The following is a 12,226-nucleotide window of genomic DNA, read 5'->3' on the forward strand; positions in this document are numbered from 1 at the left end:
CTGCCGCGTAGCGTGCGCCCGCGGCCATCCGGTTCTGCCGCGTAGCGTGCGCCCGCGGCCATCCGGTTCTGCCGCGTTGAGGGGACGCCCTAGTTACTCCCGAGCCAGATGGCAGCGCCGGGGCATTCAGCCTTCGCGTCGATACCGCCCGGCTCCGCGAGCGGAGACTCTCCGCCGCCCAGTTGGAGTTCATCGCCGACGGCATACTCCCCATCGTCTGGGATGGAGATAGTCAGCGGGTCCTCGTCCACGACCTCTGTTCCGTGAGGCCAGACGACGACGTGGGCCGCGTCCACGTCCTGTGACTCCAGTCCTAGGCAGCCGTTGAAAACGGCCAAGCGACCGGGAAGGAGCGCCGACATGCCCTCGCTGCTTCGTTCGCCCATCAGCACCGTCACGTCTCCCGCATCGACGACATCAGCGCCGCCGCACCCGGTGAGGATGACGAGCATTCCGGCCACAGCCAGGCCTGAGACGAAACGAGGTCGGCGTGCCCGATACATACGTCAAGAGTGCAGCCCGTGAAGCACTTCGGCCAGTGATGCATGAGCACAGATTGGTCTCGACTTGGCGTCGCGCCCAGTCCGCGGTCATCCGGTTCTGCCTGGGTCCTCATCACCAGGCCACGCCGTAGCGGACAGACATCGCAACTACTCGAACAGGGTAAAGGTATTGCGCACTGCGCGTAGTGCGCTTCTGCTTCGCAGCGCCTACGCAGCAACCTCGCCTAGCGTCCCCGCCATGAACACGACACGAGCCATCGCCGACATCATCACCGCCGCCGACCAACTCCCCGAGCCGGCCCGCTCCGCCGCTCGCGCTGAGCTGTGGCAGGTCCAGAGGCTGGCCCCGGCCGGACAGGCCGCCGCGATCACCCGGTGGCGGCACTGCATGCGGACCTGGCCGGCCGCGTGACCACCGCGGCACCGCGCAGCAGCCCACGAGAGCCGCGCAGGCGGCCCGCTGGCACGAGTGCGGGCGCAAGGTCGCCATTCTCACCGAGGCCGCCGCGGGAGCCGCCCTGGCCGGGTTCCCGTGGTCGGACCTGACTTGCTACCCGTACAGGTGGTGCGACTGCTGGCACGTGGGGCGCCGATCCTCAACGGGTGGACGGAACCGACGGAGCCAAGCCGCGCGGGCCCACAGGCAGGCTGCAGCGTGATCCTGGGGACCGCTGGCGGCATGACACGGGCACGGCAGACCAGCCAGACCGCGGGCAGCCCGGTGGAACGGGACTGGTGGGGATAGCGGTAGCAGTTCTCACAACTGCTACCGCGCGCGCTCGATTCGTGGCAGCATCCCGCCCATGAGCCGCACAGCGCAGAAGCGACGCCCCTTCGGCAGCACGCGCAAGCTCCCATCCGGCCGAGTGCAGGCCCGCTACGCCTGCCCCACCTGCAAGGCGACGCACCCCGGGCACATCACCTTCGAGAGAGCCAAGGACGCAGACGCCTGGCTGGCCACCGTGCGGGCGGCCATCGTGCAGGAGCGCTACGCGTGTCCGGCCAAGCAGCCGGCAGCCACTGACCCTGACGACCGGGCCGCGCAGCCCTTCGCCGAGTACGCAGACGCCTGGCTGGCCGCTCGGACGCTGCGAGAGCGCACACGGCTGCTGTATCGGAGCATCCTCGACCGCGAACTGGTGCCGGCCTTCGGGGCGACCCCGCTGGAGCAGATCACCCGTGCGCAGGTGCGCCAGTGGCACACAGCGCTACCGGCCGACAGGCCCACCGGCAACGCCCACGCCTACGCGCTGCTGCGCACCATCCTGGGCGCCGCCGTAGACGCCGAGGTGCTCGACACCAACCCCGCAACCATCAAGGGCGCCGGCCAGACGAAGCGCAGCCGCCATGTCGAACCGGCAACCGTGCCGGAGCTCGACACCATCGCCGCCGCCATGCCCGAGCCCTACGGCCTCGCGGTCCTCCTGGCCGGCTGGTGCGCGCTGCGGTACGGCGAGCTGGTCGAGCTCCGCCGTCGCGACGTGAGCAACGATGGCGCTGTCGTGCGCGTTCGCCGGACCATGAACTATCGCGACGGCCGGCTGTGGATCGGCCCGCCCAAGTCGGTGGCCGGGACGCGTGATGTCAGCGTGCCGCCCCACCTGCAGCCGGCCCTGGTGCAGCACCTTGAGAAGCGCGCGCAGCCGGGCAAGGACGGCCTGGTGTTCCCCAGTCGGCGCTCGGTCCCCGTGGCGTGCCCGTGCGGTTACAGCGGCTGCGTGGGCGGCCACCTGATGGCCACGACCTTTCACCGGTGGTTCGTCACCGCGCGAGCAGCGGCCGACCGCACAGACCTGCGGGTGCACGACCTGCGGCACACCGGGCTCACCCTCGCCGCGCACGCCGGCGCGACGCTCCCGGACCTGATGAAGCGGGCGGGACACTCCAGCGTCGACGCTGCGCAGGTCTACATGCACGCCGCGAGCGGTCGGGACGCCGAGATTGCTGCCCGCATGTCGCAACTGGTGGGCCAGTGATCGGGCCCGCTGCTCGCCAGCTCGTGACGGCCACGCGAGTCACACTCACGCGCGACCTGCGCGCCGGCGCGGCAGCTGCTGCCGCCGGACTGCCAGCCACGTCATGCCCGCACTCCCCCGCTGGCGATGCCACCGAGCGCGTGCGAGTGCAGGCGTGGCTGCGCGGCTATCTGGCGGCCTGATGACGGAAGGCGGCCGGGCGGTGCCCACGGCAGGTCCCGCGCGCGCAGTAGCCTGACCTGGTGGCCCAGACCAATAAGCTCCTATTGCTCGACACCGCCTCGATGTACTTCCGTGCCTTCTTCGGGGTGCCGGAGATCCTGGCCCCCGACGGCACGACGCCGGTCAACGCCGTGCGGGGTCTGCTCGACTTCATCACCCGGCTCGTCGACGAGTACCGCCCCACCGACCTGGTCTGCTGCTGGGACGACGACTGGCGCCCGCAGTGGCGTGTCGACCTGGTGCCGACCTACAAGGCGCACCGTGTCGAGGAGGAGGTCGAGACCGCCCCCGACGTCGAGGAGGTGCCCGACCCGCTGCAGGTGCAGGTCCCGATCATCCGCGACGTGCTGGCCGCCTACGGCATCAAGGTGGTCGGCGCCCCCGAGGCGGAGGCCGACGACGTGATCGGCACGCTCGCCACCGGCGCCGGCCAGCCGGTCGACATCGTCACCGGCGACCGCGACCTCTTCCAGCTCGTCGACGACGAGGCCGACGTGCGGGTGCTCTACATCGCCCGCGGGGTGGGCAGGCACGAGCGGGTCGACAACGCGTGGGTGCGCGCCAAGTACGACGTCGAGGCCGCGCAGTACGCCGACTTCTCCACCATGCGCGGCGACGCCTCCGACGGCCTGCCCGGGGTCAAGGGCGTCGGTGAGAAGACCGCCGCGACGCTGCTGGCCCGCCACGGCGACATGGCCGGCATCATCGCCGCCGCCGAGGATCCCGACTCGGAGATGGGCCCCGGCCCGCGGGCGAAGATCAAGGCCGCGGCCGACTACCTGGCCGTGGCGCCCGAGGTCGTCGCCGTACGCCGCTCGCTCGACCTCGAGCGCACCGGCTTCGCGCTGCCGCACTCCCCCGCCGACCCCGACCGTCTCGCCGAGCTGGCCGAGCAGTGGGGCCTCGACAGCCCCGTCGAGCGTCTCAACGCGGTTCTCGCCACCCTCTGACGGGTCTGCCGCCGGCGCTCGCTGGACGGCGGCCGAGCGGCCGGCGGGGTCAGGGACCGATGACGAGGAACACGAAGACGATGAGCGCGCTCCAGGCCAGGAGCAGGCCCAGGACCGCCCCGGCGGCCACGCCTGCCCCGAGCGCCCGAGTCCTCGCAGGCACGCACAGCGCGAGTCCAGCCAGGGCGATCGAACCGCCCACAGCGACGACGGCGTCCGCCAGTGGTGACAGGTCTCCGTGACGGGGCACCAGCACGAAGCAGGCAACGGTTACGGCGGCGATGCCGACCAGGACGCCCGCGAAGGCCGGCACAGCGAAGGCCCGGCGCGGTGTCTCGGGGAGTGTCGTAGTCACCCAGGAAGGCTAGCTGCGGGCAGCGGCACCTACGGCCGTGGCTCGCGGCGCGGCAGCCCCGATCGCGGAGCGGACACTTCCTTGGGGTCCGTCCTCGCTCGGAGTACATCGCGGCTGCTTGTTCCATTGACGTAGGACCGGTGCCTGGCGAGGCTCGGTCCAGGCGCCCGGGTCGTCGCTCTCATTGCGGCTGCCCACGCTCGTCGTGTGGCTCTCATTTGGCCTGCGCGGCTCGGGCGTCGCCAGGGCCAGGAGAGGCTCAAGAGGGGTGTGCCCAGCTCGAAGCAGCGTTGCCCTCCCGGCTCGCCAACCACACAGGTTCAGAGCATCGGAGGAAAGGCGTGAGCACATCAACAACACCTGCCCGGGTCGTGATCGGGATGGACCCGCACAAGCGATCGGCCACCATCGAGGTGATGGGCAGCGACGAGACCATTCTGGGACGCGGCCGCTTCAGCACCGACCAGGACGGCTACACCGACATGCGCCACTACGCCGGCCAGTGGACCGACCGGGTCTGGGCCATCGAGGGCTGCTCCGGTATCGGCAAACACATCGCCGTGCGGCTCCTGGCTGACGGCGAGCAGGTCATCGACGTCTCACCCAAGCTCTCCGCGCGAGCACGGGTCTTCGCCACCGGCCAGGGTCGCAAGACCGACGCCACCGACGCGCACTCCGTGGCCCTGGTCGGCACCCGGATGAGCGGCCTGCGACCGGTGGCCACCAACGAGCAGCTCGAGGTCTTGCGACTCCTGGTCGACCGACGCCGCAGCCTGGGCGAAGAGCACACCCGCAAGACCTGCCAGGTGCACCAGCTGCTGCTCGAGCTCATCCCCGGCGGCGCCAAACGCGACCTCTCCGCCGCCCAGGCCAAAGCGCTGCTGGCCAAGGTCCGCCCCCGCGACACCGTCAACAAGACCCGCCGCCGCGTCGCAGCCGAGCTCATCACCGACCTCGAACGCATCTACGCCCGCCGGAAGGCCGCGGACAAGGAGCTCACCGAGCTCGTCAAGGCCACCGGCACCAGCCTGCTTGACCTGCACGGCATCGGCCCCACCGGCGCCGCCAGACTCCTGGTCGAGGTCGGCGACATCACCCGGTTCCCCAACAAGGCCCACTTCGCCTCCTGGAACGGCACCGCCCCCATCGACGCCTCCTCCGGCGACCAGGTCCGACACCGCCACTCACGCACCGGCAACCGCCAGATCAACCGCGTCCTGCACACCATGGCCCGCGTCCAGCTACGCAACCCCAGCACCGGCCGCGACTACTACGAACGCAAGAAGGCCGACGGCAAAGCAGCCATGGAAGCCATGCGCTGCGTCAAGCGCCGCCTCTCCGACATCGTCTTCCGCACCATGCTCAACGACACCGTCCGCACCACCACCGACACGATCGCGAAGACGGGCCCGGGAGGACAACGAGGACACGACTCTGACTCCAGCGCGACCGGCTCACATCCCCACACCGGCTCTTCGGACAAGTCACTTCCCGGACCCGCCACACCCCACCCTAGAACCCCACTCCCGACCGCCTCTTGACACAGAGGGGTGCCAGATCAGCGTTACGAGCGTGCTGAGACGGCCGAATCCAGTAACTCACGAAGCGAGGCCCGAGCATCGGCATTCGCAACAGCGTAAAGATGTGAGCCCCCGACCGTCGTCAGTCCGACCCAAGTGGAGCGTTGTCGATGAATGCCTGGCTTGATCAGGTCTTCGGTGGGTCCCGTGCGAGCCGCAATGATGCGTCGCAAGCCCTCGCATGCTGTCGCCTTGGTGTCCTGCAACCGACAGTTCTTCGGCACCTTGAAGGAGAGGCCACCGTCCCTGACCGTGCGCAGAGGGGGCGACTGCGATGGCGTCGACCGAATTACCTCGGCAGCAGGGCGGTCGGACGACCCTAGGGCCGCCTCGCCATCGGCCGAACAGCCGGAGCCGAGAACGAGAACGAGAAGCGAGGCGAGCAGGAGCCGAGTCAGCATGCGCATCACCCTAGGACGTGAGAAGAGGCCTCGGGGTTCCACCACAGCGAGGCAGAACCCGGATGGGCGCGGGCTGCCTCGCACGCTACGCGGCAGATGAGCGCCCGCTACGCGGTTGGGTGGTCGTGCGCGGGGCCAACTGCCGCGAGAGCCGCCATCCCTTCTACTATCGGTGACCGACGCAGCCTACGTCGCCACCGAATAGCGCCCGACAGACACGCGAAGAGAGGGGCCTGGGATCTACCCCCTGAGTGATGAACTACTGCGGCGACGCGCCTACGGTGGCCCCACCTTTGTGGGTGTTCCGATGGCGGCCGCGACAGCTTGGATACTCTGGGAAGAGGCGCCGAGGCCGGTATCCCTTACACTTCCCGCCCTGCTTTTCCTGAGCGGGGCGCTGTCCGGGGCGCTGATTCCGACTGGTCAGAAACGCAGTGTTCGCAATAATCCGAACTTTCAGTGGCTGATGATCTCTGGCGGCGTGGTTGCTTTTGTCTTGGCGGGCACAATAGCGTCGGATCTGACGATTTCGTTCGTAGCCTTTTCGATGGCGTTGCCCATGCTTGGTTGGATGTCAGCGCGTGCACTTCGGGAATTACGACGTCGCAAGCAAGCAAAGATGTAGAATTAGCGGGATGTCCGCTCTCCGGCAAAAGCGCGCTGTTGGATGGATGATGAGCGGCATGGATTTGTCGTTGCCCACCGTGCAGATCTCGCTGTGGCGGTCAGATGCCGTGGTCCACTTCGACTGGCTCATCACGGTCGACCTGGACGCTGTCCCGACACAGCATCCGGCGGAGAAGCAGGCCCTCGCGGACCTGCTCACGCGGCTGGAGCACGAGACGGACATCCCCGGCGTCACGCAGGAACAAGTCGACGCAGCACGTGAAGAGGTCTCGCGGGACATGGGGTAGTGACTACCCGCGCGTCGGCATGCCCGGTCAGCGGCAGATGAGCGCGCGCCGACGCGCGCGCTACGCGGCAGATGAGCGCGCTTTGAAGCGTTCGTTCCGGCTTCGTCAGCCGTGGGCAGGGCGCAGCGAGTACGCGTTGCCTAGAGTGCTCCAGGTGGACACTCGGGATCTTTCTTTCTTGCTGCTCGCCGGCGGCTTGCCGCTGATGATTGTCGGGCTGCTCGGACTGGTGGCGTGGAAGTCCCGCTATCACGCAACCACTCAGACTCCACGTTCGATCTTTCGTGCGCTACAGAGCGGCGACCAGCCGCTTCCCAAGGTGACTCTGGCTCTCTACGTGGCGGGGATCGCGTGCGTACTCTCTAGCCTTTTGCTCTTTGTGACGACCTAGGAAGACGAAAGCCTGAGGCGCGCGTCGAGCAGAACTGGGAAAGGATGAGGACCGCATCGGTCTCAACCTGATCTTGCCGCTCACCTCTCCGCCCTCAACGCGGCAGAAGCGTGCGCTTCTCAGGCGCGCTCGGCAAGCCAGTCCGAAGGCATAACGGCAAGAGCCGCGGGCTTGTCGACCACCTGCACCACCGGCACCCAGACCCGGTCCGGTACGTCCTCTGCGAACCACGAGAACGCCTTGATCTGGGACGCATCGCGGATCCGGAGCGGATCGTCAGCCTCCATCGACACAGCCCTGATGAGACACAACTCCTCCAGGGCGGGTGCATCGAGCGCAGGAGCGATGCTTCCAAGGCCCTTGAGGGAACCAAGTTCCAGCCGAGCAAGAGACCGCAGACGAGCCAAGCTGGGAAGGGCGGTCACCTTGGGGAGCCCGTAGAGGTCGAGCCGTTCCAAGGTCACAAGATCCCCAACCGCAGATAGGTCTGACAGGCCCCTGACCTGGTTGATCGAGAGGTATCGAAGCCGCTCACAGCCGATCACGAAGTCCGCAGACGCGCCGGACCCTCCCCTGACGTCCAACCAGTCGAGGTTCGGCAAGGTCCCAAGGAAGCCCTCGGGCACGTCGACGGCCCACAGAGTGAGCCTCCGCACGGGCACGAGCCAGGCCAGGTCGTCGGGCTCGATCACCGCGTGATCTATCCGAACCTCAGCCGTACCCCGGCCTCGTGCGACGTCACGCGCCCGCCCCTTCTTCGTCATGGCCGCAAGTATGAAGGTCCGCTTGCCGGACGACCGCTCTTCGGCACGACCGAGCGGATCGCGGCAAGAGCGGACGGGTGATGCGACGATGCTCAGGTGCAATTGGGAGCAGAGGAGTTCGAAGGCTTCCTGGGCGAGATGTGGTTGGGCGTCCACGAGGGAGCATTCCTGTTTGAGTTCCCCGGTGGCTCAATCCTCTACACAACCGAAGGCACCGAGCGACATGGACCCTGGCCCCTCGACGAGTGCTCACGTTGCCTGCTGACCTGGTTCGACCACGGGTGGATCAACGCCTTCGTCCTTTCGGATCAACTGCACCGCTGGGCACCAGACGAGGACGCCCTTTGGCCGGACCCGTCCGACGAGACGGCCCGCCTCGTTGAGCCGGGCCGCGCCCGCGCCATCCTGGCCGCCCCCCAGACATGGACGAACGACAGCGCAGAGGGGTTCGTCGTCCTCAATCCCGCTGACCACGCGCCCGGCAGCGGCTTCCGACAACTGTGGTTGGACGCCGTTTCGCCGCAGTGATGACCCGACCGCTCATCGGCACGTCCGTGCTCGTAGCGGCAAATGAGCGCACCTGCGCGGCATCAGCGCGTCTACTGCGAGCCGGTGCCTGTGTGCTGGCGGTCGGGGTCATAGGTTGGAAGCATGAACCCGCATGGCAGCGTCGGCTGGCGTTCCAAATGGTTCCTTTTCATCTTTGGCCTGCTGATGGGCGCGCTCTCAATCGCGGGCGTCGTTCTGTTGGCAATGGATTCCGGCTCCCCAGTTGTCGGCGCCGGTCTGCTGATTGCCGGTTTCGTGCTCTTGGTGAGCGGGGCGGCCCTCGAACAGCGCTGGCGACGGCGTCGCTAGGGCTTGGCAACCTCAACCGCGGCGACACGCTCACCGGCACGTCCGCGTTGGCAGCGGAAGATCACTACGTCTCTCGGGCCTCGCCACACTCAGGCCTGTGCTCGCTACTGGCAGCGACGACGCGGGACCGGGACTACGCTCTAATCTGCCGTCATGAGCAGTCCTCCGCCGGGTCCGATGCGGCCGCCCACAGACAACCCGAAGTTCAACGTGTTGCTGTACTACGCCATGGGCGCCCTCGTCGCGACGTTCTCCCTAGCGATTCTCACGCCCGGACTGGCGGTTACTGGCTATCGCGACTGGGGCCCTTGCCGTCTTCCTTGTCGTGGCGGCAGTTCGAGCGGGGGCAGCCGCTGATAAGCACGACCTCGATCAACACTGATCACTCGGGCTTCCCGCCACAGCGGCCCATCCCGGCTTCCGCTCCTCGGCAGGACCGCGCGCTACTCGCGGCAGAACCGGATGGCCGCGCGGGCGCACGCTACGCGGCAGAACCGGATGGCCGCGGGCGCACGCTACGCGGCAGAAGCGGATGCTGAGCGAAACTCGTTCTGGGGGTTTCAGAAAGTGAACGAGACCTGCAGCCTGTCGGCATGAACGAGGCATCTCGGGTGCTGCTCACCCTGCTGCCGCTGGTGGCAATCGTCGCCCTGATTGCGCTCGCATGGGGCCCGATGCGCCGCCTGCGAGAGCGTGACAAGGCGTCGCCTCCATCGTTGCGGACGGTCGCCCTCCGCATGGCGCCAGTGCACGTCGTCCTCGGCATTGGGGCCGTGGTCGGACTCATCTATCACCGCTACGAGTTCGTTGTTTGGGCGGTGCTAGGCATCGGCAGTTTCGCCATCGGCATGTGGCGCTACTCGCGGAAGGAGCGGCTCGGGTCCAACGCGCCCTGAGCGCGGCAGATGAGAGCGTTTGCCGATCCTCCCCTTGGCCATACTGGATGCGTGGCGGTGGATGAACAGCGACGACGGGACGACCTCTACGACGTGACCTTGCGTCCGCACGACGAGCGCGTCGAGGTGGGCGGCTGGACCTACTACGTCCGGGGAGTCCGGGACCACGGAGAACTGCTCCCCCGACTGAGGCTAACGACCGGCGACCTGCTCGTGGATGGTGCGCTGCTCGTTTCCCGAGGCATCAAAAGGCTGACTCGTCGCAAAGACCGGTGGACCGTGGGCGTCGTTCGCCTGGGCTCAGTATCAACATGGAACAACGTTCAACCTCAGGTCGTGCACCGCGAAGCCCTTGCGCCCGGCCAGGAACCCGAACCACGCATTGCGGAACTCATCGCAGAGGTGAAAGTCGGGCGGCACGCGCCTGAGCAGTGACATGTCAGCGGCATGATCGGGCGCTTCGCCCTAGTCACTCCCGTGGGGAACGGCCCTCCTGACCTTCTCGGCGCCTCTTGTCCGATACAACTCCGAAGACGATCAACAGCCCGGCCGCCAGAATCATGACTATGTAAAACCAGCCAGGAAGATTGACGTCATCGTTGTAGCGACCGTACCTGTTGATTGCTATGAGAATGAGGCCGATGGCGACGGCGAGATACGTCCATCCGTTGCGCACTTTAGGTACCTTTCAGGGGGAGCGGTCACATCAGCCTGATGATGATCGGGAGAACGAAAAGAACTAGCAGACCAAGCACGGCGTACAGAAGAGTTCCTCTGCTCATCGCAGCACTCTCCCCGGCTGACACCTCACCCAAACCTGCCGACTCAGGGGGGTGGTCCGAGTGCCCGCGCCGAGCGAGGCAGCGTCAGTGTGACCGCTCATCGGCACGACCGCGCGGATCGCGGCATGAGCGTGCGCGTTCGAGCACGCGCAGAGGGCGGAGTCAGGACAGCCACCTCGCGCTCATAGGGTGGCCGCATGAACTCAAGAAAGCGACCCGCCAATCTCGGGGGGTTCATCTTCGGACTGGTTCTTTGTATCGGGATGTCGGCTTTTACTGCCTACCTGGCGGCCACTGGTCAATTGTTCGACGAGACCCGGCGACTCCCGTACTACATCACCGGGCCTCTAGCAGCGCTTTGCTTTGCATTCGTCGCCGTCCACAGTTGGTTCAGGTCCAAGAGCAAGAAGTAGAACCGGTGCACTCCCGTGCGGCAGAACCGGATGGCCGCGGGCGCACGCTACGCGGCAGAACCGGATGGCGCGGGCGCGTGGGGCGCCTACTCGATGTCAGGGTCGTCGTCTTGGTCCGTCATCTCGTAGGAGCGGAGCGTGTCCGGCTCGTAGTCGCTACTAACAGGAAGTCCGAAGGCGACGAGATCCTCTGAGGTGTTTGCGGAACTCGCTGACCTGCTGAAATGTTGGGTTCGACAGACGCCGATCCTGCGGCTGCTGTTCAGAAATCCTACAGGCCCGCGAGGGCCAGCCGCCCGGTCGGCGTGCATCACGGCAGATGGTCGCCGACACCCCGAGGGCATCATCGGGCGTCGGCTGACCTCGATTTCGTGCCGATGGAACCTATGAGGTGAGTCATCTCGTCGGATGGGTAGAAGGCGACATCGAGGAGCAGCGGATGGACACAGACGGAGACTTCTCCGCCTATGCGAGTGCACGTTGGGGCACCCTCGTGCGTTCAGCCATCGTGTTGGGTTGCACCCTCGACGATGCTCAGGATCTTGCGCAGACGACCCTCGTGCGGTGTTACACCGCGTGGCCGAAGGTCCAGCAGGCCGCCGACCGGGACGCGTATGTGTACCGGATGTTGCTCAACTGTCATCGCGACAACCGGCGCCGCCGCTGGTGGGGTGAGCGACCAACAGCAACGCTGCCCGACCGGGGCGCTCCCGACCTCACCATGCAGGTGGACGCCACCGACGCAGTGCACCGGGCGCTCATCGACCTGTCGAAGGTCCATCGTGAGGTTGTCGTGCTGCGCTACTACGCAAACCTCACCGAACGCCAGACCGCCCAGGTCCTCGGCATCGCGACTGGCACGGTGAAAAGCCGTCTGTCGCGGGCGCTGGCACAACTGGGCACGAACCCGCACTTGTTGGACCTCCCCGAAGGGCAGCCGTCATGACCGACCAGACCCGAAGCACTCTTGACCGTCTGATGGGGGACGTCCCTATTGGCCCGGCTCCCATCGACACCCTGCTCACGGCTGGGCGGAGGGCGAAGCGCCGTCGGCGACGCGCCTTCGTTAGTGGTGTCGCAGTCGCAACGGTGCTCGTTCTCGGAGGCGGCGCACTGGCTACACAGGCCCTGACGAGCACCGATGGGGACTGCTGCACGAGTAGGTGACAGGTCAGGTCACGCAGCCTGAGTGGTTGTCGTGGTCTCGTTCGTGGTCATGAT

Annotated in this window: 14 protein-coding genes; 11 read left to right on the plus strand and 3 right to left on the minus strand. The window is 67.0% G+C overall.

All coding sequences use genetic code 11. The features are described 5' to 3' along the window. Positions 1-89 precede the first annotated feature (89 nt). The gene (locus ABKW28_RS21520) at positions 90-461 is read right to left on the minus strand and encodes a hypothetical protein (protein WP_348613139.1); all 372 of its coding nucleotides are present in this window, start codon (positions 459-461) and stop codon (positions 90-92) included. A 280-nt stretch (positions 462-741) separates the two neighbouring features. Between ABKW28_RS21520 and ABKW28_RS21525 the strand changes: the two genes are divergently transcribed. The 3 genes from ABKW28_RS21525 to ABKW28_RS21535 all read left to right on the plus strand — a co-directional run bounded on the left by ABKW28_RS21525 (position 742) and on the right by ABKW28_RS21535 (position 3,651). Next, positions 742-915, plus strand: a complete 174-nt coding sequence (locus ABKW28_RS21525; protein ID WP_348613140.1) for a hypothetical protein — start codon at positions 742-744, stop codon at positions 913-915. 391 nt (positions 916-1,306) lie between these two features. Then, the gene (locus ABKW28_RS21530) at positions 1,307-2,479 is read left to right on the plus strand and encodes a site-specific integrase (protein ID WP_348613142.1); all 1,173 of its coding nucleotides are present in this window, start codon (positions 1,307-1,309) and stop codon (positions 2,477-2,479) included. A gap of 242 nt (positions 2,480-2,721) precedes the next feature. Next, positions 2,722-3,651: a 5'-3' exonuclease gene (locus ABKW28_RS21535; protein ID WP_348613144.1), complete on the plus strand. Its 930-nt coding sequence runs from the start codon at positions 2,722-2,724 to the stop codon at positions 3,649-3,651. A 49-nt stretch (positions 3,652-3,700) separates the two neighbouring features. Here the strand turns inward: ABKW28_RS21535 and ABKW28_RS21540 are convergent, their stop codons facing one another. After that, complete coding sequence (locus ABKW28_RS21540; protein WP_348613146.1) at positions 3,701-4,006, minus strand: hypothetical protein; 306 nt, start codon at positions 4,004-4,006, stop codon at positions 3,701-3,703. Between the two features lie 341 nt (positions 4,007-4,347). On the opposite strand from ABKW28_RS21540, the gene ABKW28_RS21545 reads away from it, so the two are divergent. The 3 genes from ABKW28_RS21545 (at position 4,348) to ABKW28_RS21555 (ending at position 7,292) form a co-directional block, all read left to right on the plus strand. Beyond that, positions 4,348-5,547, plus strand: coding sequence for an IS110 family transposase (locus ABKW28_RS21545; protein ID WP_348613148.1), 1,200 nt, complete (start codon positions 4,348-4,350; stop codon positions 5,545-5,547). Between the two features lie 1,114 nt (positions 5,548-6,661). Then, positions 6,662-6,901 (plus strand): hypothetical protein, encoded by a 240-nt coding sequence (locus ABKW28_RS21550; protein WP_348613150.1) that lies wholly within the window; start codon positions 6,662-6,664, stop codon positions 6,899-6,901. Between the two features lie 154 nt (positions 6,902-7,055). Further along, entirely contained in the window at positions 7,056-7,292 is a 237-nt protein-coding gene (locus ABKW28_RS21555; protein WP_348613152.1) for a hypothetical protein, read from the plus strand. Positions 7,293-7,411: 119 nt separating this feature from the next. On the opposite strand, the gene ABKW28_RS21560 is transcribed toward ABKW28_RS21555, so the two are convergent. Then, positions 7,412-8,056 (minus strand): hypothetical protein, encoded by a 645-nt coding sequence (locus ABKW28_RS21560; protein ID WP_348613154.1) that lies wholly within the window; start codon positions 8,054-8,056, stop codon positions 7,412-7,414. A 96-nt stretch (positions 8,057-8,152) separates the two neighbouring features. On the opposite strand from ABKW28_RS21560, the gene ABKW28_RS21565 reads away from it, so the two are divergent. The 5 genes from ABKW28_RS21565 (at position 8,153) to ABKW28_RS21585 (ending at position 11,951) form a co-directional block, all read left to right on the plus strand. Further along, on the plus strand, positions 8,153-8,584 hold the full coding sequence (locus tag ABKW28_RS21565; protein ID WP_348613156.1) for a hypothetical protein: 432 nt from the start codon (positions 8,153-8,155) through the stop codon (positions 8,582-8,584). A 123-nt stretch (positions 8,585-8,707) separates the two neighbouring features. After that, entirely contained in the window at positions 8,708-8,914 is a 207-nt protein-coding gene (locus ABKW28_RS21570) for a hypothetical protein (RefSeq protein WP_348613158.1), read from the plus strand. Positions 8,915-9,507: 593 nt separating this feature from the next. After that, positions 9,508-9,810 carry a hypothetical protein gene (locus ABKW28_RS21575; RefSeq protein ID WP_348613160.1) on the plus strand — a complete coding sequence of 101 codons (303 nt, stop codon included), beginning with the start codon at positions 9,508-9,510 and terminating at the stop codon, positions 9,808-9,810. Positions 9,811-9,861: 51 nt separating this feature from the next. Beyond that, positions 9,862-10,245 carry a hypothetical protein gene (locus ABKW28_RS21580; RefSeq protein WP_348613162.1) on the plus strand — a complete coding sequence of 128 codons (384 nt, stop codon included), beginning with the start codon at positions 9,862-9,864 and terminating at the stop codon, positions 10,243-10,245. A gap of 1,199 nt (positions 10,246-11,444) precedes the next feature. Continuing rightward, on the plus strand, positions 11,445-11,951 hold the full coding sequence (locus tag ABKW28_RS21585) for a SigE family RNA polymerase sigma factor (RefSeq protein ID WP_347206567.1): 507 nt from the start codon (positions 11,445-11,447) through the stop codon (positions 11,949-11,951). The last annotated feature ends 275 nt before the right edge of the window (positions 11,952-12,226 follow it).

This window comes from Nocardioides sp. 31GB23 (genome assembly GCF_040012395.1).
In the GTDB taxonomy this organism is placed as follows: Bacteria; Actinomycetota; Actinomycetes; order Propionibacteriales; family Nocardioidaceae; genus Nocardioides; species Nocardioides salarius.